The organism is Arthrobacter sp. G.S.26 (assembly GCF_050847375.1).
GTDB lineage: Bacteria > Actinomycetota > Actinomycetes > Actinomycetales > Micrococcaceae > Arthrobacter.
Genome location: NZ_CP193752.1, coordinates 1 through 22612, shown reverse-complemented (window position 1 = coordinate 22612; position 22612 = coordinate 1). Strand labels below are relative to the sequence as shown.

The window sequence follows — 22612 nt, the reverse complement described above, 5'->3', positions numbered from 1 at the left end:
AACAACCAGTGACGGACCCATCGCGCACCCCGATGCACCGGGAGGACAACCTCCCGGTGGATATCCGGCGCGTCCTGAGCGAACGCTACGAACTGGGTGAACTGATCGGCCGCGGGGGCATGGCCGATGTCCACAGGGGCCTCGACACCCGGCTGGGACGGACCGTTGCCATCAAGCTGCTCCGGCCGGACCTTGCCCGGGACCCGCAGTTCCAGGCCCGGTTCAAGCGCGAGGCCCAAGCCGTAGCGGCCCTCAACCACCCGTCCATCGTGGCGATCTATGACACCGGCGAACACCTGGTCCATGACGGATCGGAAGAGACCGTCAAGGTGCCCTACATCGTGATGGAGTTCGTGGACGGACAGACACTCCGCGACCTCATCCGGGCCAAGGACGTCACGATTCCCCAGGCCATCGAATACTGCCTCGGTGTCCTGGGTGCCCTCGAATACAGCCACAAAGCAGGGATCGTCCACCGGGACATCAAGCCGGCCAACGTGATGTACTGCGCCGGGCCCAACACGGTGAAGGTCATGGACTTCGGCATCGCCCGTGCCATTGCCGATTCCTCGGCCACCATGACGCAGACGCAGGCGGTAGTGGGTACCGCCCAGTACCTCTCTCCTGAGCAGGCACGGGGAGAGTCCGTGGATGCCCGCAGCGACCTGTACTCGGCGGCCTGCCTGCTGTACGAAATGCTGACCTCCCGGCCGCCCTTCATCGGTGACAGCCCGGTGTCCGTGGCCTACCAGCACGTCCGTGAAATACCGGAACCGGCCAGCAGCATCAATCCGGACGTGACGCCTGCCCTGGATACGGTCCTGGCCAAGGCGCTGCAGAAAAACAGGGACGACCGTTTCCAGGACGCAGCGGCTTTCCGCCGGGCGCTCCGGGCAGCCCGGTCCGGCATTCCCGTGCCTGCCGTTGCCGCCTCGGAAGCCCCCACCGACCCCAACGACCATGTTCCCGCCCCCGCGGCGCCTCCCACCGAGGCTTTCGCCCTGGCGGGGACAGGACGGGCTGACGATGCGCCAACCGGGATCATGGCCGCCAGCTCGTTCGCATCGACCCGCGATGCAGCCACTGAGTCCTGGGGCAACAGCGACGCCGGCAAATTTGATCCGCCGCCCGCCGATGCGCTGCCGCTGGGCCTCACCCCCGAACGCGACCGGACTGCAGGACAGAAGTCACGCCGTCGTGCGTGGATTGCCACGCTGGTGGTCTTCACGCTGCTGATACTGGCGGGAGGCGGCCTATGGCTGTACAACTCCGTCAACAGGCCCGCTCCCGCCGCACCGAAGGTGCAGGTGCCTTCGGTCTCCACCATGACTGAATCGGCGGCTCTGCAGGAGCTCTACAACGCCGATTTGCGGCCCAAAATTGTCAGGCAGGCCAGCGACTCGGTGGCCAAGGGCACCGCGCTGGGGACCGACCCCACCACCGGCACGGAGCTGGATCCCGGCGCTGAAATCCTGCTGAACATCTCCGAGGGACCCAGCGCAGTGAAGATCCCCAACAGCCTGCCAGGCGCCACTGAGGCGGCTGCGCGTGACATCCTGCGGCAGATGGGCCTGGTGGGTGCGCCCACCACTACAACGGCCAACAGCGCAACGGTCCCGGCCGGCATTGTCATCACCTCCAGCCCCGCGCCCGGCCAGTCGGTGGGCGTCGGATCCACTGTTGAGCTGGTGGTCTCCACCGGGAAGGTGGCGGTTCCCGAGCTGCGCGGCCGGACACGCGAAGAAGCCGAGACTGCCCTCAAGGCGCTGAGCCTGGTTCCGGTGGTGGCGGAGGTTGAAAATTCCGAGGTCGAAGCCGGCCGGGTGACCGACCAGTCAGCGCCCGTCAATGCCACGCTGGAACAGGGCAGCACCGTGAACATCGTGGTGGCCAAAGCTCCGCCGCCGCCACCCACACCCACGCCGACTCCAACGCCGACAGCGACCAAAAAGAAGTAACAGGAGCCAGGACCGCGGGGTCAGTGCTGGATGAGGGGGCTGAGCGTAGCCGCTTTGGCCGCGGCACCCGCCATGCCGAGCGATTCCAGCCAGTTGCCCAGCATCTGGTAGCCGCCCTCGGTGAGGACCGATTCGGGGTGGAACTGGACGCCGCACAGCGGTGCTGTCCGGTGCTGGAGCCCCATTACCACCCCTGACGCTGTCTGGGCCGTGATTTCCAGGACCTCCGGAATGGTTTCGCGGACCGCTGCCAGCGAGTGGTAGCGGGTAGCCGTCACCGGCGACGGCAACCCGGCGAAGACGCTGGTGCCCGTGTGCTCCACCAGGGACGTCTTGCCGTGCATAAGTTCCGGGGCGTGCGTGACGGTCCCTCCGAAGGCCTCAGCCAGTGCCTGGTGTCCAAGGCAAACACCAAACATCGGGCTGCTGTTCTGCCCGCACCATTTGATCAGCTCGATGCAGACGCCGGCCTCGGCCGGGTTGCCGGGGCCGGGGGAGATCAGGACACCGTCGCGGGTGCTGGCCAGTTCAATGGCCTCTGCTAGGGTCACGTCGTCGTTGCGCACCACTGTGGTTTCGGCGCCGAGCTCCTGGAGGTAGCCCACCAGGGTGTAGACGAAACTGTCGTAGTTATCCACTACGAGGATCTTGGCTGTGGTCATGGCTGGCTTTGGGAACCAATCGTTGAGTCGGTGAACTGGGTGTACTGGGACATCCACGGGAAAAGGTACAAAACCATCAATACCAGTGCCACGCCAATCAGCACCAGCGAGATGGCGATCCGCAGCCACATCGGACCCGGAAGGTGGTGGAACAGCCAGCTGTACATGCCTACCCCTGTCCCATGGCGGCCGCTACCTGGCCTGCTATTTCCGCGGGCGGTCCTGCAGCGGCGGGACGCCACTCGTCCAGCAGGGCGTACGCGATGATGCGCTCTTCGGCGCCGAAGCGCGGGTTGCAGCTGGTCATGGTCAGGTAGCTTTCGGTGGGTTCAACGCCGGGCCGGGTGGGAACGGGCTCCAGGACGTCCGTTCGCGAGGGCATCACAATCTGGTTGTTGCGGAATACGTAGACGTAGAAACCGTCTTTGGTCTGGACATAGATTTTGTCACCCGGGACCAGGGTATGGATGTTGTCCAGGACCGCGCCGTGGGTTTGCCGGTGGCCGGCGACGGCAAAATTGCCCACCGCTCCCGGCATGGCCGTGTTGGCGTAGTGTCCCAGCCCCAGGGTGTCCAGGACATCCCCTGTTGTTCCCTGCACGATGGGGCGGGTGTAATCCGCGCCGAACCTGGGGATGTACATGATGCCGATGGTTCCGGCGTGGCCTGGAGCTACGCCCACCACGGGGGCGCCAAAGTCTTCAGCGGCCGACGGCGGTGCTGCCGCCGCCGGGTTTGCGGAGGGATCCGCTGACCCGCCAAGGTCCCGCGCGAATTCCTTGATCACCCGGGACTGCGCGGCGTCTGATTCCACATTGGTCCACCAGAGCTGCCAGGCGACAAAAAGCAGCAGGATGACGCCCGCCGTAATGAGCAACTCCCCGGCAACGCCGACCACGCGGCGCACGACGTTGCCGCGGGGAGGAGGAGCGGCCGCGCGTCGGGCCCTCTGCTGCAATACCACTCGTTCTCCTTGGCGGCTCCACTGGACGCAGGCGGCCCAGGAACTACAGCTAGAATTGGCTGCTAGTAAGAATCCAGATTTGACCAAGATCGTGCAGACCACTGGCTATTTCCTTCTTGCAGGATATCAAGGCCAGGTTGCCGAACTTGTCCCAGCCCGCCAAGGAGACCCAGTGCCCGAGTCGAAACCGCGCAAGAAGACTGCCAGCGCCCCGCAGCAGGCGTCGTCCCAGGCGTACAAACCGAATCCGGTCTGGTTCAAGCCCGTAATGTTCGGCCTGATGCTTATTGGCCTGTTCTGGATCATCACGTTTTACATCAGCGAGGGCCGGTTCCCGGTCCAGGCCTGGGGATCGTGGAACATTGTGGCCGGGTTTGGCATCGCCATCGTCGGCTTCCTGATGACCACGCGGTGGCGCTCCTAGCGCCAGCCGTGGAACCTGACACTGCCGGCGTCGTCACCGGACCGGACGGGTTGTCCCGGCCTGCCTGGGCCGCCGCCAACCCGCTGATGCAGGACTATTACGACCACGAGTGGGGCCTGCCTGTCAGGGACGAGCAGGGGCTCTACGAACGCATCTGCCTCGAGGGGTTCCAGGCCGGCCTGTCCTGGGCCACGATACTGCGGAAGCGGCCCGCCTTCCGGGCTGCCTTCGCCGGCTTCGACCCAGAGGCCGTCGCCTTGTTCACCGACCACGACGTGGAGCGCCTGCTGCAGGATCCGGGCATTGTCCGCAACCGCCTCAAAATCCAGGCGACCATCAGGAACGCGCAGGCTACCCTCTCATTGCGGGGTGACGGTGGACTGGTGGACTTCGTCTGGCAGTTCCAACCGGCCAGCACGCCCACCCCTGCCCGTCACTCAGACATACCCACCAGCTCTCCTGAATCCGCGGCCCTTTCCAAGGCCCTGCGCGGTAAAGGGTTCTCCTTCGTGGGACCCACCACCATGTTCGCCCTGATGGAGGCTATCGGCATGGTGGATACCCACCTCATGGACAGCCACAGGCGCGGCTCATCGGGAATCTGGCCTGCGCTGGGCCCTGCATAGGCCTTCAGCTTTTCCCCAACTGTTGGGAAAGTTATCCACAGTGTGGATAACGTCCGATGCTGCCGGGTGCGCCCGGCCCACAGGCCCCCAATGGCGGCAGTGGGCCCGTTCCGTGGCCAGGTGACGGTTATTAACAGTGTGGATTGCCTGTGGATAAATCCGGGCATTCCCACAACGGCACCGGGGCTCGTGGAGCCGATGCGCCGCGTTTGAAGCACCTTCATTAAAAAGCGCACCGATTGACCCGCTTCCCGGCTGGCTATCCGCCTGCAAGCCTGCGGCGTACTTATCCACTTACCAACACTGGGATACCCACAAGTTATCCACAACTGTGGATACAGGGACGGCCCGATTCGCGAAAATCACCGGAATGGGGGCGATCGTGCCCTGTTTTTATGGCTTAACTACACCGATGTCACTTATTAACAGTGTGCAAAAGCCTGTTGAAAGCAGGCCGGCTGGCCTGCGACCGCACGCAGCCATGGCAATCTTTGCGTGGTTTTTCCACATTTGGAGCATTTGCAGCCCGGTTTTCCACATACACACACTGGTATCCCCAAGAGTTATCCACAGCTGTGGATTCCGCTGTACCGTTCGGTAACAAAAGCCCGGCAGGGCGCTCCAGAGGCCGATGGCCTGCTTGAACTACATGCGTGTAAGTTACCAACACTGTGGATAATCCCTGTGGATAACAAAAACCCCCAACGCCGGGTGGCGTCGGGGGTTCCGTTGGAAGCCGAGGGCTGTTAGAGGCTCACCCGTACCCAGGCGGCCACCGACAGCAGGAGCAGGAGAGCCACCAGCCCTGCGGCCTGGATCAGTCCTTGCCGGGGCCCGCGGGGGGTGTAGGCGATAACGGCTGCTGCCAGTGCACCCGTGACCAGGCCGCCCAGGTGGGCCTGCCAGGCGATCTGCGGCACCAGGAAGCCGATGACACCATTGATGGCGATCAGGATCCACAGCTGCCTCGTGTCCCCGCCGCGCTGGCGCTGGACCAGCAGCATGGCGCCGAACAGGCCGAAGATGGCACCCGAGGCACCCACCACCCCGTACAGCGGCTGGCCTGGACTGTAGAGGGAGGTCAGCAGGAGGTAGCCTACGGACCCGCCAAAGGCCGAGAGCAGGTAAAGGGCAAGGAAACGGACGCGGCCCAGCAGCGGCTCGAGCGCCTGGCCAAAAATCCAGAGCATGTACATGTTCAGGGCGATATGCAGGACAAAACCCTGCGAATGCAGGAAAGCGGAGGTAACCATCCGCCACGGCTCAAACTCGCCGTATTGGGGTTCCGCGTAAATGTTCGCGAAGCCGAGGGCCTGGTAGATGGCATCGTTGGGCACCAACCACTGCAGGACATACAGGAGGGCGCAGGCGGCGATAAGCACGAACGTCACCAAAGGTTTGCCCGTTGCTACGGCGCCGCCGTAAACAGACCGTACTTCCGGCGTCGAACGTTTTGCTTCGTTGACGCAGTCAACGCATTGGAATCCAACGGCGGCCGCCCGCTGGCACTCCGGGCAGGCAGGCCGCCCGCAGCGTTGGCAGCTGACGTAGGAGGGCCTGTCCGGGTGCCGTGGGCACACCGGAGCCTGGGCGGACGGCTCAGCCGAAGGAATTCCGTAACTCATGGTGCGGTGTTACAGCTGTTCGATGTCGATGCTGTTGATGGTGACATCCTCCACCGGACGGTCACCCATGCCGGTGCGAACGCCCTCGATCGCGTCCACTACCTTGCGGGACTCATCGTCCGCCACCTCGCCGAAGATGCTGTGCTTGCCCTGCAGCCAGTCGGTGGGGATGGTGGTGATGAAGAACTGCGAACCGTTGGTTCCCTGGCCCATCTGGATGCCGGCGTTCGCCATGGCCAGCTTGTAGGGCTGGTTGAAGCTGAGTTCGGGGTGGATTTCGTCGTCGAAGCGGTAGCCCGGTCCGCCGGTACCGCGGCCCAGCGGATCGCCGGCCTGGATCATGAAGTCCTTGATGATGCGGTGGAAGATGGTTCCGTCATACAGCGGCGTGCCGGACTTGGCCTCACCGGTTTCCGGGTGGGTCCAGTCCTGCTCGCCGGTGGCGAGGCCCACGAAGTTCTTCACTGTCTTGGGCGCGTGGTTACCGAAGAGGTTAACCACGATGTCGCCGAGGCTCGTGTGGATGGTTGCTTTTGCAGTTGCGATGGCAGTCATGGCCCCCATTCTCCCATGCCACCCTGGGGGAGTGCCTGCAGCACCGGCAGTTCCGCGCTGGGTGAAATATGCCTAAAATCCGCAGAGTGAATAGCCGGTGAAGAGCTGGGCACGTAGGCTAACCACAGAACCGTCACATTAATCGGGAGGTAGTTGTGAAGAAGTCGGACCGAATTGCCCGTGACCTCGAGCAGTCAGTCACCAGCGCAGTGGAGAATGCCCGGGATTGGGCCACCCCCCGCGTGGAAGCAGCTGTGGATTGGGCGGTACCCCGCCTCCAGCACAGCCTGGACACTGCGTCTCCCAAGATCCAGGAGGGCCTGAAGTCCGCTGCCCACAACCTGGCCGACGGCGTTGCAACAGTTACGCCGCGGATCCAGGATGGCTTGGCGCACCTTGCCCCCCGGATCAGCGACGTTGTGGACAATGCCTCGCCCCGCCTGCATGAGGCCCTCGACAAGGCGGCCCCCGTGGTGCTGAACGCCCGCGACCGGGTGGTTGTTGACTACCTGCCCCGCCTGTCGGACCAGATCGGCAACGCCTCCGAGGCTGTGCACCGCACCCTTGAAGGTGCGCCGGCACGCGTTGATGCCGTAGCCCAGCGCCTCGGTGACGCCGGGATCGTCCACTCGTTCCAGGACCAGGCCCATGCGGCAGGCAGCCAGCTGAAGGCCGCAGCGGCCGGGGCCGGGAAGGCTGTAGGAATCCAAGTGGCCCAGCCAAAGCCTAAGAAGCGCGGTTGGCTGGTCTTCGGCATTGTGGCAGCAGCGGTCGCCGCCGGTGTTGCCGCATGGAAGGCCTCCAAGCCGGTGGAGGATCCATGGAAGACGCCTTCACCCGTGAAGCCCACGCCCGCCCCCGTTCCCGCCACCACGGTCAACGACGTAAAGGAAAACACCGCTGACGCTGCAGAGAACGCAGCCGGCGCAGCTTCCTCCGCCGTGGCCGCGGCCAAGGACAAGGCAGCGGACGTTGCAGCGGACGTCAAGGACGGCGTCGACGATGCCGCAGATAAGGCCAAGCACGTTGCCGGTGACGCCGCTGATGCAGCCGCCAAGGTTGCCACGGACGCCAAGACGGCCACGAAGAACATCGCCGCCAACATCGGCCACACGGACAAGGGCACCAACTAACTGTCCCCACCGATGACACAAAGGGCCCCGTCCACGGACGGGGCCCTTTGTGGTCCACGCCCGGTGCCCCCGGCAGGCGTGGACGGGAACGGTGCTACATTGAAGCTGATGTCAGCCGATCAATCCTCTGGGGATGCCTTGAACGACGCAGCCGTGCTGCCCCGCGTGTCCATCGTTATCCCGGCCTACAACGAGGAGAGCGTCATCCGGCAGTGCCTCATTGCTGCCGTCTACCAGTCCGTGCCGGCCCACGAGATCATCGTGGTGGACAATCTCTCCACTGACCGGACAGCCGCGATTGTGCAGCAGATGCAGCTTGAATACCCGGAGAGTCCTGTGATTCTCCTGAGCCAGGACACTGACCAGGGCCTGATCCCCACCCGGAACTTCGGCCTGAACCACGCCACGGGTGACATTCTGGGCCGGATCGACGCCGATTCGGTGGTGGAGCCCGACTGGGTGGAACAGGTCCAGCGGGCCTTTCATGATCCGTCGGTCCAGGCAGCCACCGGGCCTGTGGTGTATTACGACATGCCCATGCGCAGGTTCGGCCTGAAGGCGGACGACAAAATGCGCCAGCTGATGCTGAAGCTGGCCAAGCAGCAGTACCATTTCCTCTTCGGATCCAACATGGCGCTCCGTGCGACGGCCTGGGAAACCATCCGCAGCGAGACCTGCCGGGACGAGAAGGACGAGATGCATGAGGACATCGACCTGTCCCTGCATCTCGCCGATCACGGGCTCAAGGTCCAGTACTGGCCGCAAATGGTCTCCGGGATGTCCGCACGGCGCCTGGAGGACTCACCCCGGGACTACCGCTACTACGTCACCCGCTTTGACCGGACCTACAAGGCCCACAACGTCAAGAAGATGGCACTGAAAGCCCCCATGGTGGTGTTCTTCTCGGTCTACTTCCCCGCAAAGATCCTCCGTGCCATCCACACGGTCAACACCGCGCAGCCCGCCCGCCGCGGCGGGCAGTAACACCGTTCAGTCCGTGCCAAGCCCCGGCAGCGCCTGGCCCGGCTCCTGATCGGTTTTGCCCGCGTTCCGGCTGGACTTCTGGCCCAGCACCACAATGGCAAGCCCCACCATAATCAGGGCCAGCCCGGCATACGTTCCCGCGGGAAGCTGCTCGCTGAGGAAAACCGCGGCCAGCAGGGCGGCTCCCGGGATTTCCAGCAGGATGATCATGGATACCAGCAGCGGGCTCATCGTGGCCAGCAGGTGGTTGAAGGCCGTGTGGCCCACCAGCTGGGCGCATACGGTGATGGCAACGATTCCCAGCCAGCCAGTTGCTTCGAAGCCTGCGAGAGGCTGCCCGGAAATCAGCATCATGCCCGCCACCAAGGCCGCGCACATCCCGTAGCACAGCGTTGTATAGGTTCCCGTGGTCATGCTCTGCCGGGCTTGACCACCAGCCAGCGTGTAGACGCCGGCCAGCGCCCCTCCTGCCACCGCCAGCACGTCACCCAGCAGCGCCCCAGGCGAGGAACCCATGTCGAAGCCGGTAATTGCCACCACCCCGCCGAAGGCCACGCCCAGGCCGGCCAGCACCTGCCAGCGGTGCCGGGTTCCACGGAACAGCTGGAAGACGGCAATCCAGGCGGACTGCAGGCAGACCAGCGCCGTGGCGGCCGCCACCGATGTGAGCTGCAGTGACGTGATGAAGCACGCGAAGTGCAGCGCCAGCGCAGCAGCGGCCACCAGCGACCACCGGAATTCGCGCCCGGTGATCCGACCAAACTGGCGCGGTGTGCGGACCAGGGTGGGGGTGGCCATCACGGCCGCACCGATGGCGTTGCGCCAAAAGGCAATGGCCAGGGCGCTGACGCTGGTGGCACCCATTGTGGCGGCCATCAGCGGCCCGGAGGAGGCAACACCGAGGACGCCCAGGGTGGCAAGAAGGAAGGTCACTGCACCACACTAGTGTGCCGGGGCGGCAGGAATCGGAACCTTCCCGGCACAACAAAAAGTCCCGGTCCGCATTTCTGCGGGCCGGGACTTTTTTACGGTGGAGGCACGGGGACTCGAACCCCGAACCCCCTGCTTGCAAAGCAGGTGCGCTACCAATTGCGCCATGCCCCCGTAAGTGGCAACCCGATAATCATATCCCAGAACCAGCAGACTGTTGACCAGCTTCTGTTCCGTTTCCGGGGCTAGTCGACCGTGTCGGTTGACTGGCTCCAGACTGTTTTCCGGGCTTCGGAAACCTGTGCCTTGCGGTAAAGAAGGGCGGCTGCGATTGCGGCTGCCAGAACCAGCAACTTCTTCACATGCTCCCCATCCCGGCCTGATTGCGTTACCACAACCAAGCCTCCGCTTGAACCTGCACAGGTTCCGTGGGCGTACCAGGACTTGAACCTGGGACCTCTTCGTTATCAGCGAAGCGCTCTAACCGCCTGAGCTATACGCCCCGATGCCTCATCGGGCCGAGATATGACTGTACAGCACATCCCGGCCCGATCCCAAATCGGGTCTTTGCGCCGGCCCGGGACCGGCGCAAAGGGGGGTTTTAGTCGTCGGTAAGGGTCACGCCGATGCCGCCCACCAAAGTGGCGGAGATGTTGTACAGAATGGCCGACAGCATCGACAGGGCTGTCAGCAGCACAACGTTGACGACGGCGATGATGGTGGCAAAGGACGCCACCTGCCCCAGCGAGGCCACCTTCTTCAGCTCGAAGCCGCCGCTTTCGGAGCCGGCCAGGGTGCCCAGCAGGCTGTCCACCTGGTCGAAGATGCCCGTGAGGTCCAGGACGGTCCACAGCACGATCGCTGCCACCACCGTGACAATTCCCAAGGCAACGGACAGCAGGAACGCCATCTTCAGGACGGACCAGGGATCCACCTTGCTGACCAGGAGCCTGGCCCGGCGGACTTTGGCCTTGGGAGCGGGCTTGACCAGCCCGGGATTACCCTGGCCCTGGCCTGCGGATGCGGGCCGCTGGCCGGCACCCGGTGAAGGCCGCTGGCCCTGTCCGGACGGCTGCTGGGGGCGCTGCTGGCCGCCGCCACCCGGGGCACCCTGGGGGCGTTGGCCCGGGGCCGACGCCGGAGCCGCCGGCCGCTGCTGCGGGCGGAGGGGGGCGTTCACCCGCGGAGCCGACGAAGGCCGGTTTCCATCGGGAGCAGAACTGCTCGGCTTGGGAAATGAGTCGGAATTACTCACTCGTTACCTCCGTGTTGTCTTCGTTCGGCTCGTCGCCGGAGGAGTCTTCAGACTCAACGGCCGGTGCTTCTTCTGCCAATGCTTGCGCGGCGACGTCCCCGGCGGGCCCGCCATCTTCAGCCAACGTTACGTCATCCTCCGGCGATTCCTCGCCCTCGAGACCACGTTCGCTGTTGCGCGCCACTTCGATGATCCGGTCGTTCTTGTCCGGTTTGGCGAAGATGACACCCATGGTGTCGCGGCCCTTGGCCGGGACTCCTGAAACGGAGGAGCGGACCACCTTGCCGCCTTCCATGACCACCAGGACCTCATCCTCTTCCTGGACGATCAGGGCACCTACCAGGTCGCCGCGTTCCTCCGCCAGCTTGGCCACCTTGATGCCCAGGCCGCCACGGCCCTGCAGGCGGTATTCCTCGACGGCGGTCCGCTTGGCGTAGCCGCCCTCGGTCACGATGAAAACGAACGAACCGTCGGTGATGACGTTGGCGGCCAGCAGTTCATCCTCTTCGCGGAACTTCATGCCGGTCACGCCGGAGGTGGCGCGTCCCATGGGACGCAGGGCATCCTCGGTGGCGGTGAAGCGGATCGACTGGCCCTTGCGCGACACCAGCAGGAGGTCGTCGGTCTCGGACACGAGCTGGGCCGAGACCAGTTCGTCGTTGTCCCGCAGGTTGATGGCGATGACGCCGGCGGACCGGTTGGTGTCATAGTCCTCAAGCCGGGTCTTTTTGACCAGGCCCCGCTTGGTGGCGAGCACCAGGTAGGGCGCCTGTTGGTAGTCGCGGAGGTCAAGGACCTGCGCGATGTGTTCGTCCGGCTGGAAGGCCATCAGGTTGGCCACGTGCTGGCCCTTGGCGTCGCGGCCCGCCTCCACCAGTTCATAGGCCTTGGCCCGGTAGACCCGGCCCAGGTTGGTGAAGAACAGCAGCCAATGGTGGGTGGTGGTTACAAAGAAGTGCTCCACAACGTCGTCGCCGCGCAGCTGCGCGCCCTTGATGCCCTTGCCGCCGCGCTGCTGGGAGCGGTAGTTGTCGCTGCGGGTCCGCTTGACGTAGCCGCCGCGGGTGATGGTGACCACCATCTCCTCTTCGGGGATGAGGTCTTCCATGGACATGTCGCCGTCGAAGCCCATCAGGATCCGGGTCCGCCGGTCATCGCCGTGCTTGTTCACGATTTCCGCGAGTTCGGTGCTGATGATTTCGCGCTGGCGCTCCTCGGAGGCCAGGATCGAGTTGTACTCGGCGATCAGGGCTTCGAGTTCGGAGTGCCGGTCCTGGATCTTCTGGCGTTCCAGGGCGGCGAGGCGGCGCAGCTGCATGTCCAGGATGGCCCGGGCCTGCAGTTCGTCGATATCCAGGAGTTCCATCAGGCCGTCGCGGGCCGCTTCGGTGGTGTTGGACGCGCGGATGAGGGCAATGACCTCGTCCAGCATGTCCAGGGCCTTCAGCAGCGCGCGGAGGATGTGTGCTTCCTCTTCGGCCTTGCGCAGGCGGTACCGGGTGCGGCGTGCGATGACGTCCATCTGGTGGGTGACCCAGTGCCGGATGAAGGCATCCAGGCTCAAAGTCCGCGGAACGCCGTCAACAATCGCAAGCATGTTGGCGGAGAAGTTGCTCTGCAGCTCCGTGTGCTTGTAAAGGTTGTTCAGGACCACCTTGGCCACGGCGTCACGTTTGAGCACAATGACCAGGCGCTGGCCGGTGCGGCCCGACGTTTCATCGCGGAGGTCCGCGATGCCGGAGATCTTGCCGTCTTTGACCAGTTCGGCAATCTTGATGGCCAGGTTGTCCGGGTTGGCCTGGTAGGGCAGTTCGGTGACCACCAGGCACGTGCGGCCCTGGAGCTCCTCGACGTTGACCACGGCACGCATGGTGACGGAACCGCGGCCGGTCCGGTAGGCGTCCTCGATGCCCTTGTGGCCCAGGATCGTGGCACCGGTGGGGAAATCGGGTCCCTTGACCCGCAGCAGGAGCTCTTCGAGGAGCTCTTCGCGGCTGGCTCCGGGGTTGGCGAGGTACCACTGGACGCCGTCGGCAACCTCTCGGAGGTTGTGCGGCGGAATGTTCGTGGCCATACCCACGGCGATGCCGGAGGAACCGTTGACCAGGAGGTTGGGGAACCGCGCCGGCAGGATGGTGGGTTCCTGGTTCTTGCCGTCGTAGTTGTCCTGGAAGTCGACGGTTTCCTCGTCGATGTCCCGAACCATTTCCATGGCCAAATGGGCCATCTTCGTTTCGGTGTACCGGGGTGCAGCGGCGCCGTCGTTGCCGGGCGAACCGAAGTTTCCCTGGCCCAGGGCCAGCGGGTAGCGCATGGTCCAGTCCTGGATCAGGCGGACCAGGGCATCGTAGATCGCGGTGTCGCCGTGGGGGTGGTACTGGCCCATGACTTCGCCCACCACGCGGGCGCACTTGTTAAAGGAACGCTCCGGCCGGTAGCCGCCGTCGAACATGGCGTACAGCACACGACGGTGGACGGGCTTCAGGCCGTCCCGCACGTCAGGCAGCGCGCGGCCCACAATGACGGCCATGGCGTAATCCAAGTAGGAGCGCTGCATTTCCGTCTGCAGGTCCACCTGCTCCACACGGTCCACCAGCACAAGGTCGCCTGCGGGAACGGTATCCGGAGTGCCGGCGTCGGCGGCCGGGTTCTCGGGTGTTTCGTCGCTCATCTTATATTTTCCGTTTCAGGTATATGTCGGGTCGAGGATATGTAAGGGGGTTTGCCCTAGATATCCAGGAACCTGACGTCCTTGGCGTTCTGCTGGATGAAGTTTCGGCGTGATTCCACGTCCTCGCCCATCAGGACTGAGAAGATCTGATCCGCCGCAAGGGCGTCGTCCATGGTCACCTGCAGCAAGGTGCGGTTATCCGGGTCCATGGTGGTGTCCCAAAGCTCGGTGTAGTCCATCTCACCAAGGCCCTTGTAGCGCTGGATTCCATTGTCTTTCGGGATCCGGCGGCCGGCAGCCTGTCCGGACACCAGCTTGGCGTCGCGTTCCCGGTCGCTGTAGACGTAGTCGTGGGCCGCATTGGACCACTTGATCCTGTACAGCGGCGGCTGGGCCAGGTACACGTAACCGTGTTCGATCAGCGGACGCATGTAGCGGAACAGCAGCGTCATCAACAGCGTGGTGATGTGCTGTCCGTCCACGTCGGCATCGGCCATCAGGACAATCTTGTGGTACCGGAGCTTTGAGAGGTCGAAGTCCTCACCGATGCCGGTTCCGAAGGCCGTGATCATCGACTGCACTTCGGCGTTTCCCAGGGCCTTGTCCAGGCGCGCCCGCTCAACATTCAGGATCTTGCCGCGGAGCGGCAGGATCGCCTGGGTTTCGGGGTTGCGGCCGCGCTTGGCGGAGCCACCGGCGGAGTCGCCCTCCACGATGTAGACCTCGCACTTTTCCGGGTTCTTGGAGGAGCAGTCGGACAGCTTCCCGGGCATGCCAAACGATTCCAGCGGGCTCTTGCGGCGGGCATTGTCCCTCGCCTTCCGGGCGGCCATGCGGGCCTGGGCGGCCGAGATGGCCTTGCGGATGACGTCGCGGGCAGGGCCGGGGTTGCGCTCGAGCCAGTCGCCCAGGCCGTCCGTGACCACGCGCTGCACAAAGCCCTTAACCTCGGAGTTGCCCAGCTTGGTTTTGGTCTGTCCTTCGAACTGCGGTTCGGCGAGCTTGACCGAAATCACGGCGGTGAGTCCTTCGCGGATGTCATCACCGGTGAGGTTGTCGTCTTTTTCCTTGATGATGCCCTTCTCCCGCGCATAGCGGTTGATCAGGGACGTCATGGCGGCGCGGAAGCCCTCTTCGTGGGTGCCGCCCTCATGGGTGTTGATGGTGTTGGCGTAGGTGTGGACGCTCTCGGAGTACGCATTGGTCCACTGCATCGCCATTTCCAGGGCGATGTGGCGTTCCTTGTCCTCGGTTTCGAAGGCGATGACGTCCTCGTGGACCACGTCCACCTTTTTGCCTGAGTTCAGGTGCTTGACATAGTCCAGCAGTCCGTCGTCGTACTGGTAGACCACCGTGCGGTGCTCGGCGCTGACTTCGCCTTCCGTGGCCACGGCATCCAGGTCAAGGTCGACGTCGGGCTCCGCGGTTTCGGCGGCACGCTCGTCCGTGAGCGTGATGCGCAGGCCCTTGTTGAGGAAGGCCATCTGCTGGAACCGGGCACGGAGGGTTTCGAAGTCGAAGTCCGTGCTTTCGAAGATGGCCGGGTCCGCATAGAACGTCTGGGTGGTTCCCGTCCGGTCGGTTTCCTCGCCCTGGACCAGTCCGCCCTGCGGCTTGCCGCCGTCGGCGAAGGACATCCGCCAGACGTGGCCCTGCCGGCGGACCTCGGTGTCAACCCGATGGGAAAGCGCGTTGACCACGGAGATACCCACCCCGTGCAGCCCGCCGGAGACGGCGTAGCCGCCGCCACCGAACTTGCCGCCGGCGTGCAGGATGGTCATCACCACCTCGACGGTGGGTTTGTGTTCGGTGGGGTGCATGTCAACGGGAATGCCACGGCCGTCGTCAACGACCTTCACGCCGCCGTCGGCCTGCAGGACAATCTCGATGTGCGAGCAGTAGCCGGCCAGCGCCTCATCCACGGAGTTGTCCACCACTTCGTAGACCAGGTGGTGCAGGCCGCGGGGACCGGTGGAGCCAATGTACATGCCCGGCCGTTTCCGGACGGCTTCAAGTCCTTCAAGGACCGTGATGTCGCTGGCACCATACTCGCGGGGTGTCACGGCTTCCGCGGGGATATCCGGTGTGGGGGCATCCTCGAACTCGGGGTCAACTGCCAGGATTTCGGTATTGTCGTTAGCCACAGGCGGTGTCGACTCCTCTGTTTTCGATGATGGCCGGATGGTCCGCTCCCAACCAGGGAGGGACCTGCCAGCAGGCACAAACTGATGGCGCGGTGGCCTGCCGACGGTGCGGTCCGTACTCCGCATTCTGGACATGCGCGGAGTCCGGACCCAGTCAACGTTCACCCGCGCCCAGTTTTCTCCCGTAATTCTACCGCGAAGTAGGGCGTTTCCCCGCATTCCGGAGCCGTGGCTGGCGGCTGATGTGGCGCTGCGCGGCCGTTGATCGCGCCTTGGGCGCCCTCGCGGTCCTGCCTTTGGGTGCCTATACGCCCATTGACCCGCTGGTGGCTCTACACGCCGCAGGGCGGACAATCAAGAGTTGCACCGCCGCCTACCCGTACGTATCGCGGGGGCCCCGGCCGTTGACGGTCCGACCGCCCTTGCGCCAACTCGGCGCCGACGGGCCCAGCACCTGGATGCTGGTCACTACACCGTCACCCAGCTCCCGCCGGAATTTTTCCAGCAGGCTGATGCTGAGAAGGCGAAGCTGGGTAGCCCACGCAGTGGAATCGCAACGGACATGGAGGGTGGTGTCGGTGAAGCTCTCCGGCGTGCAGTGGGCCGAAATTTCGGGACCCACCAGGGTGGCCCATTCGGCCATGACCGACCCCACCGCCACTGGGGAGGTCCAGCCGCGCTCGGCGACGAGCCTGCCCACAACTTTGCCCAGGCCCAGCGGATCCCGGCCCGTTGAGTGGAACTGGCTGAAGCCCCGGGTGTCGCGGATGCCGCTTTTGGCTTTTTTGGCTCCGGCCCGTGGCGCAGCCCGGCGGATTTCGCCGCGGGCGGCCGCGGCTTCGCGCATCCTGTTCAGCGCAGCCTGCGGGGCGTCGATGTTATCCGGGTCGCGGCCGGGCTGCAGCCCACCGCCGGATTCACTGCTCCTGCTCATCGATGCCTCCCGGGATGACCGTCACCCGCCGGCCGGACAGCTCTTCCGGGATGTCGGCGTCGACGGCGGCAGTTACCAGGACCTGTTCGGCGCCGGCGACTATTGCAGCAAGTTTACGCCGCCGCTGCACGTCCAGCTCGGCAAACACGTCGTCAAGGATCAGGACAGGTGCGGAGCCGCCGGTCCGGGCGTCATCGAGCATCACGTAATACGAAGCCAGCCGCAGCGACAGGCACATGGACCAGGTTTCGCCGTGGGACGCGTAGCCCTTGGCGGGGGCCTGGCCCAGGATCAGGTCCAGTTCGTCCCGGTGCGGGCCCACCAGGGAAATCCCCCGTTCAAGTTCCTTCTTCCGGGACTCCCGGAAGGCCTGCACATAGCGTTCAGTGAGCTGCCCGACGGTGAGCTGCCGCAGGTCCTCGGCCCCGGCTGCCCCGGCCGGACCGTTCTGGCCTGGGACTCCGGAAGCCGTTGCGCCGTCGTCGTCCATCTGGTTCTGCAGCGAGGAACGGTAAATGGCATCGGCCGGCTTGGATTCGTCCGTCAGCTGCGCGTAGGCGCGGGACAGATGCGGACGCAGGCGTTCAACGAGTTCGAGCCGGGCGTGCAGCAAGGCGGCTCCTGCGGCGGCCATGTGCTGGTCCCAAACGTCCAAGGTGGCTTCGTGGCCGGCCGTGAACCTGCCGGCGCGGGCGGATTTCAGCAGGGCGTTGCGTTGTTTCAGCACCCTGTCATAGTCGCTGCGTGTCGCGGCGTGGTGCGGAATGAGGCTGGCCAGCAACTCATCGAGGAACCGGCGCCGGTTGGCCGGATCGCCCTTGACCAACGCCAGGTCCTCGGGCGCAAAGAGGACCGTCTGGCAGATTCCCAACAGGTCCCGCGCCCGGACCGGGTTGCTCCGGTTGATCCGGCCCCGGTTGGCGCGGCCGGCGTTGATTTCCAGTTCCAGCACGGTGGTTTGGTCCCCGCGGACCAGCCGGGCCCGGACCAGGGCCCGTTCGGTCCCGAACCGCAGCAGCGGGGCGTCCGAGCTGACCCGGTGGGAGCTGAGGGTTGCCAGGTACCCAATGGCTTCCATCAGATTGGTTTTGCCGATCCCGTTGGACCCCACCAGCACGGTGACGCCGGGTTGCAGGGCAAGGTCAACCTGCGCGTAGCTGCGGAAATCGGTCAGGGAAAGGTGTTCCAGGTACACGCGGGCTTCGACAATTCCGGGACCCGGAGGTCCCCGCTGGGTCTTACTTGGCTGGACGGGTGGCGTGCCCGCCGAACTGGTGGCGGAGTGCGGAGACCATCTTCATGGCCGGCGAGGTATCTTCGCGGGAGGCAAACCTGGCGAAGAGTGCTGCCGTGATGGCCGGCGCCGGCACGGCGTTGGCGATGGCTTCCTCCACGGTCCAGCGGCCTTCGCCGGAATCCTCCACGTAGTCATCGATCGTTTCCAGGCCAGGGTCCTCGTCCAGGGCCTTGACCATGAGGTCCAGCAGCCAGGACCGGACCACGGTGCCCTTCTGCCAGGCCCGGAAGGTTCCCGGCAGGTCGGTGATGATGTCCTTGGCGGCGAGGAGCTCGTAGCCTTCGGCGTAGGCCTGCATCAGCCCATATTCGATTCCGTTGTGCACCATTTTGGCGTAGTGTCCGGCACCGACGTCGCCAACATGGACGAAGCTGTCCGCGCGGTCGCCTTCGGGACGGAGTGCATCAAAGACCGGCAGGGCGCGTTGGATGTCCTCGACTGCGCCGCCGGCCATCAGTCCGTAGCCGTTCTGCAGGCCCCAGACGCCACCGGAAACACCACAGTCAGCGAAACGGATGCCTTTGGCGGCAAGAATTTCGCCATGCCTCTGGTCCTCGGTGAAGCGGGAATTCCCGCCGTCGATGACCAGGTCGCCCTGGTCAAGCTTGTCCCCGAGTTCGGTGATGACCGCATCGGTGATGGCTCCGGAGGGAACCATGACCCAGATGATCCTGGGCGTGGGGACGGCTGCCAGGAGGTCCTCGACGGAGGCAACATCGGTGACGTCCGGGTTCCGGTCGAAACCGGTGACCTCGATGCCACCCACGCGCAGCCGCTCGCGCATGTTGAAACCCATTTTGCCAAGGCCGATCAGTCCAATGTGCAAGGTGGAACTCTTTTCTGAGCTAGGGATGGGTTGTCGTTTGGCACCAGGAGTCCGGGCCCACCGCAAAGTGCAGTGGGTGGGGCCCATCGGCGCGGGCCCCGGCCTGAGCTTGCGAAGGCTGGGATCCGATGGGGCCTAGTTGGGCAGGCGGACGGGCATAACCAGGTAGCGGTAGTCGTCCTGGTCGTCGCCGTCGGCCTCTGCCTGCGCGGTGATCATCGCGGGCTTGGGCGCCGAGGTGAAGGAGAACCTGACGAACTTGGTTTCAATGACGCTCAGGCCTTCCACCAGGTAGTGCGGGTTGAACGCCACGGTGATGTCCTCACCGGAAAGCTGGGCCTCAAGTTCCTCGGAAGCCTGGGCGTCCTCGCCGGTGCCTGCATCAAGGTTCAGTTGCCCTTCGGTGAAGGCAAGCCGGACTGGAGTGTTGCGCTCGGCAACCAGGGACACGCGACGGACTGCTTCGACGAGCTCCTGGGTCTGGACGGTCGCGTGGATGGGCGTCGATTCCGGGAAGAGCGAGCGGATCTTGGGGTAGTCGCCGTCCACCAGCAGCGACGTGGTGGTGCGGCCACCGCTTTCGAAACCGATCAGGCGGGTGTCGTCGTCGGCGAGGGCGAGGTTGATGTCGCCGCTGTTGCCCAGCGTCTTCGCAACTTCGTTCAGGGTCTTCGCTTTCACCAGTGCGCTGGTGGAGATGCCGGGAGTGACAGGCTTCCACGGCACTTCACGCATGGCCAGCCGGTAGCGGTCGGTGGCCAGCAGGGTGATCAGGTCATCCTCGATCTCCATCCGCACGCCGGTGAGGATGGGCAGGGTGTCATCCTTGCTCGCCGCGATAATGACCTGCGAGACAGCCTGGGCGAAGGCATCGCCCGGGACCGTACCGCTGATGGTGGGCAAAGCGGGCAGCGGCGGGTATTCCGCCTCCGGCATGGTGGCCAGGTGGAAGCTGCTTCGGCGGCAGGTCAGCGTGACTTTGTTGCCATCCGTTTCGACATCCACCGGCGCGGACGGAAGGCTCCGGCAAATATCAGCCAGCAACCGTCCGGACACCAGGATGGTGCCTTCTTCGCGGACGTCCGCTGCAATTTCAAGCCGCGCTGACGTCTCGTAATCGAAGCTCGACAGACTGACAGTGCCGGCCTCCGCCTTGAGGAGCAGGCCGGACAGGACGGGCACGGGTGGCCGCGGAGACAACGACCGGGCTGTCCAGGTGACGGCTTCTGCCAGGACGTCCCGATCGACTCTGAACTTCACGGAAGGGTGCCGCCTTTCATTGCTGCTGCATTGGAAACCCGAAACCACCCCGGGGTGGTCCCAAAAAAATGTCGAGCCCACATCCCGGACGTGCATGGTCCGCACAGACGGAAACCACAAGAAAACCTAAGGATGGGAGCGCTGCTGACAGCTTAGCCGGAAGATCCGGGATTAACCCATCCCCGGGTCTCCCACCCAGCTGTTCGGACCGCCAGGTCCGGACGGTCGAAGTGCTGGGAACGAACTTGTTGTTTGAGGGATTTCAATTTTTTGGGATTAGTAGTGTTAATAACTGCTGTGGAAACTGTGGATAACCCCTGCTGGCCGCGCGTTCCAGCGGTTAAGCCCTGTTCACGGATTGTGGGTGGAGCGGGTTTTAAACAGGGTGTGGATGGGGATAAGAATTTTGCCCGGTTTGCTGATCCACAGGCGGCTTAAGGGTTTTAAGCCCATTAAGCGCGGTTGTCCCCTTAACTATCCACAGGCTTATCCACATGCGCCTGTTAATAAGGTAAGAGAAGCGCGGTCAGGAGTCGCGCTGCTGCTGCTTGATCCGGTTGGTCAGCTCTGTCACCTGGTTGTAGATCACACGGCGTTCGGCCATCAGCTCACGGATTTTCCGGTCCGCGTGGATCACCGTGGTGTGGTCACGGCCGCCGAGCTCCTGCCCGATCTTGGGCAATGACATGTCCGTCAGCTCGCGGCAGAGGTACATGGCGATCTGGCGCGCCGTGACGAGGGTCCGGGTGCGGGACTTGCTGCACAGCTCTTCCATGCTGAGCTTGAAGTACTCAGCTGTCTGCTGCAGGATCTGGGCCGAGGTGATCTCCTGGGCCCCGTCATCGGTGATGAGGTCCTTGAGTACCATCTCAGCTAGTGCCACATCGACCGGCTGCCGGTTCAGGCTGGCGAAGGCCGTGACCCGGATGAGGGCACCCTCAAGTTCGCGGATGTTGCTGGAAATCTTGGAAGCGATGTATTCCAGCGCGTCGTCCGGAGCGGAGAGCCCTTCGCTAAGGGCCTTCTTCCGGAGGATGGCGATGCGGGTTTCCAGTTCCGGGGGCTGGATGTCCGTCAGGAGGCCCCATTCGAAGCGTGACTTCATCCGGTCTTCGAAACCTGCCAGCTGCTTGGGCGGCAGGTCCGAGGTGATGACCACCTGCTTGTTGTTGTTATGCAGGGAGTTGAACGTGTGGAAGAACTCCTCCAGCGTCCGGTCCTTGCCGGCCAGGAACTGGATGTCATCGATCAGGAGCACATCCACATTGCGGTACGTGGTCTTGAAGCTGGCGCCTTCGTCATCCCGGATGGAGTTGATGAAGTCGTTGGTGAATTCCTCCGAGTTGACGTACCGGACCCGGATGCCGCTGTACAGCCGGCGGGCATAATGCCCGATCGCGTGCAGCAGGTGTGTTTTGCCCAGGCCCGAATCGCCATAGATGAAAAGCGGGTTGTAGGCCTTGGCAGGGGCTTCGGCGACGGCCACTGCAGCGGCGTGGGCAAACCGGTTCGACGAGCCGATCACAAAAGTGTCAAATACATACTTCGGGTTGAGCCGGCCGAACTCGTGGGAGGTGCTGGGCAGCATGGGCTGCGGCTTCTGCTCGATCAGCTGGTCGGCAGTGAAGGAAGGCTCGACGACGGGTTCGGGCTCCGCGTGCAGGGGAACCAGATCGGTGTCCACGTCGATGGCGCACCGGATGTCCTCGGAAAAGACGTTATGCAGGGCGTCGTCCAAGGCGTCCTTGACCTGGGTCTGCAGAACTTCGCGGGTGAGCTCATTGGGAACGGCCACCAGGAGGGTGGATCCGATCAGGCCTTGGGCCTGGGCCAGAATGACGAAACCACGCTGGCGGGGCGAAACGCGGTGGTCCTGCTCCAGCAGGGTGATAACGCGCCGCCAGGAACTTCCGACAGTATTGGCGTGGTTGGATTCGTCTACTGTCATCAATCGGTTCCCTAAAACTTGCTTTGCCTGCATTGCCAGCAGCCAGTCCGGAATCCAGGGGGCTGGCCCAGCTGTATCCACAGGGTTATGCACAGTCCGTGGATAATCGGCTACTGAGCCACTCTAGGGGATGAAAAGCCTAGAAGATAGCTGGCAATCGGCTTGTGGATAATTACACGGGTGTGGTTCGAAAAACGGGCCCCCCGGACACTTCATCCACAGGCCCGGCAGGCAGGTTAACCACAGCTGGGGATAGCCGCCGCCATGGCTCCCGGTTTGACTCCGGGGCACAAAAGGCCCTAACGTTGTGAAGTCCTTTGTGTCCGCTTTTTAGCCCCATCGAAATCTCCCAGCCGCAACGCGTCCGGGTAGTAGGGGGAAAGCGTGTGCACATACAAAACTTAGCGTCGGCCAGT

The 22612-nt window shown here is 64.0% G+C and carries 20 protein-coding genes and 2 tRNA genes; 5 read left to right on the top strand and 17 right to left on the bottom strand.

All coding sequences use genetic code 11. From position 1 onward, the window contains the following. Positions 1–32: 32 nt before the first annotated feature. Positions 33–1958, top strand: a complete 1926-nt coding sequence (pknB, locus tag ACRB8A_RS00110) for a Stk1 family PASTA domain-containing Ser/Thr kinase (RefSeq protein ID WP_432246070.1) — start codon at positions 33–35, stop codon at positions 1956–1958. A 20-nt stretch (positions 1959–1978) separates the two neighbouring features. Here the strand turns inward: pknB and ACRB8A_RS00105 are convergent, their stop codons facing one another. The 3 genes from ACRB8A_RS00105 to ACRB8A_RS00095 are packed head-to-tail and all read right to left on the bottom strand — an operon-like array spanning position 1979 to position 3584. Beyond that, the gene (locus ACRB8A_RS00105; RefSeq protein ID WP_050684566.1) at positions 1979–2620 is read right to left on the bottom strand and encodes an aminodeoxychorismate/anthranilate synthase component II; all 642 of its coding nucleotides are present in this window, start codon (positions 2618–2620) and stop codon (positions 1979–1981) included. After that, positions 2617–2787: a hypothetical protein gene (locus tag ACRB8A_RS00100; RefSeq protein ID WP_432245345.1), complete on the bottom strand. Its 171-nt coding sequence runs from the start codon at positions 2785–2787 to the stop codon at positions 2617–2619. The genes ACRB8A_RS00105 and ACRB8A_RS00100 overlap by 4 nt, the downstream gene beginning before the upstream one ends. Before the next feature lie 2 nt (positions 2788–2789). Next, on the bottom strand, positions 2790–3584 hold the full coding sequence (locus tag ACRB8A_RS00095; RefSeq protein WP_432245344.1) for a class E sortase: 795 nt from the start codon (positions 3582–3584) through the stop codon (positions 2790–2792). Between the two features lie 172 nt (positions 3585–3756). On the opposite strand from ACRB8A_RS00095, the gene ACRB8A_RS00090 reads away from it, so the two are divergent. Then, entirely contained in the window at positions 3757–4008 is a 252-nt protein-coding gene (locus ACRB8A_RS00090) for a cell division protein CrgA (RefSeq protein ID WP_050684564.1), read from the top strand. Between the two features lie 8 nt (positions 4009–4016). Continuing rightward, positions 4017–4634, top strand: a complete 618-nt coding sequence (locus ACRB8A_RS00085) for a DNA-3-methyladenine glycosylase I (protein WP_050684572.1) — start codon at positions 4017–4019, stop codon at positions 4632–4634. A 746-nt stretch (positions 4635–5380) separates the two neighbouring features. On the opposite strand, the gene ACRB8A_RS00080 is transcribed toward ACRB8A_RS00085, so the two are convergent. Both ACRB8A_RS00080 and ACRB8A_RS00075 read right to left on the bottom strand, forming a co-directional pair. Beyond that, positions 5381–6259, bottom strand: a complete 879-nt coding sequence (locus ACRB8A_RS00080; protein ID WP_285241275.1) for a rhomboid family intramembrane serine protease — start codon at positions 6257–6259, stop codon at positions 5381–5383. Between the two features lie 9 nt (positions 6260–6268). Beyond that, positions 6269–6814, bottom strand: a complete 546-nt coding sequence (locus ACRB8A_RS00075) for a peptidylprolyl isomerase (protein ID WP_050684562.1) — start codon at positions 6812–6814, stop codon at positions 6269–6271. Positions 6815–6969: 155 nt separating this feature from the next. On the opposite strand from ACRB8A_RS00075, the gene ACRB8A_RS00070 reads away from it, so the two are divergent. After that, on the top strand, positions 6970–7947 hold the full coding sequence (locus tag ACRB8A_RS00070) for a hypothetical protein (RefSeq protein WP_056599414.1): 978 nt from the start codon (positions 6970–6972) through the stop codon (positions 7945–7947). A 108-nt stretch (positions 7948–8055) separates the two neighbouring features. Beyond that, on the top strand, positions 8056–8931 hold the full coding sequence (locus ACRB8A_RS00065) for a glycosyltransferase (protein ID WP_432245343.1): 876 nt from the start codon (positions 8056–8058) through the stop codon (positions 8929–8931). 6 nt (positions 8932–8937) lie between these two features. Here the strand turns inward: ACRB8A_RS00065 and ACRB8A_RS00060 are convergent, their stop codons facing one another. The 12 genes from ACRB8A_RS00060 to dnaA form a co-directional block, all read right to left on the bottom strand. Then, positions 8938–9864, bottom strand: a complete 927-nt coding sequence (locus ACRB8A_RS00060) for a DMT family transporter (protein ID WP_056599407.1) — start codon at positions 9862–9864, stop codon at positions 8938–8940. A gap of 98 nt (positions 9865–9962) precedes the next feature. Then, positions 9963–10035: transfer RNA gene (locus tag ACRB8A_RS00055), tRNA-Ala, on the bottom strand. 71 nt (positions 10036–10106) lie between these two features. Further along, the gene (locus tag ACRB8A_RS00050; RefSeq protein ID WP_231686012.1) at positions 10107–10223 is read right to left on the bottom strand and encodes a DLW-39 family protein; all 117 of its coding nucleotides are present in this window, start codon (positions 10221–10223) and stop codon (positions 10107–10109) included. Positions 10224–10290: 67 nt separating this feature from the next. Then, positions 10291–10364: transfer RNA gene (locus tag ACRB8A_RS00045), tRNA-Ile, on the bottom strand. 98 nt (positions 10365–10462) lie between these two features. Continuing rightward, positions 10463–11116 (bottom strand): DUF3566 domain-containing protein, encoded by a 654-nt coding sequence (locus tag ACRB8A_RS00040; RefSeq protein ID WP_432245342.1) that lies wholly within the window; start codon positions 11114–11116, stop codon positions 10463–10465. Next, positions 11109–13787 carry a DNA gyrase subunit A gene (gene gyrA, locus ACRB8A_RS00035; protein WP_050684557.1) on the bottom strand — a complete coding sequence of 893 codons (2679 nt, stop codon included), beginning with the start codon at positions 13785–13787 and terminating at the stop codon, positions 11109–11111. The genes ACRB8A_RS00040 and gyrA overlap by 8 nt, the downstream gene beginning before the upstream one ends. A 56-nt stretch (positions 13788–13843) precedes the next feature. Beyond that, positions 13844–15931, bottom strand: a complete 2088-nt coding sequence (gene gyrB / locus ACRB8A_RS00030) for a DNA topoisomerase (ATP-hydrolyzing) subunit B (protein ID WP_432245341.1) — start codon at positions 15929–15931, stop codon at positions 13844–13846. Between the two features lie 373 nt (positions 15932–16304). Then, the gene (locus ACRB8A_RS00025) at positions 16305–16865 is read right to left on the bottom strand and encodes a DUF721 domain-containing protein (protein WP_050684555.1); all 561 of its coding nucleotides are present in this window, start codon (positions 16863–16865) and stop codon (positions 16305–16307) included. Beyond that, positions 16849–18060 (bottom strand): DNA replication/repair protein RecF, encoded by a 1212-nt coding sequence (gene recF / locus ACRB8A_RS00020; protein ID WP_285241277.1) that lies wholly within the window; start codon positions 18058–18060, stop codon positions 16849–16851. Before recF ends, ACRB8A_RS00025 begins: the two co-directional genes overlap by 17 nt. Positions 18061–18103: 43 nt before the next feature. After that, complete coding sequence (gene gnd, locus ACRB8A_RS00015; protein WP_050684553.1) at positions 18104–18988, bottom strand: phosphogluconate dehydrogenase (NAD(+)-dependent, decarboxylating); 885 nt, start codon at positions 18986–18988, stop codon at positions 18104–18106. A gap of 135 nt (positions 18989–19123) precedes the next feature. After that, positions 19124–20248: a DNA polymerase III subunit beta gene (gene dnaN / locus ACRB8A_RS00010; RefSeq protein WP_432245340.1), complete on the bottom strand. Its 1125-nt coding sequence runs from the start codon at positions 20246–20248 to the stop codon at positions 19124–19126. Between the two features lie 526 nt (positions 20249–20774). Then, on the bottom strand, positions 20775–22196 hold the full coding sequence (dnaA, locus tag ACRB8A_RS00005) for a chromosomal replication initiator protein DnaA (RefSeq protein ID WP_050684551.1): 1422 nt from the start codon (positions 22194–22196) through the stop codon (positions 20775–20777). Positions 22197–22612: the final 416 nt, after the last annotated feature.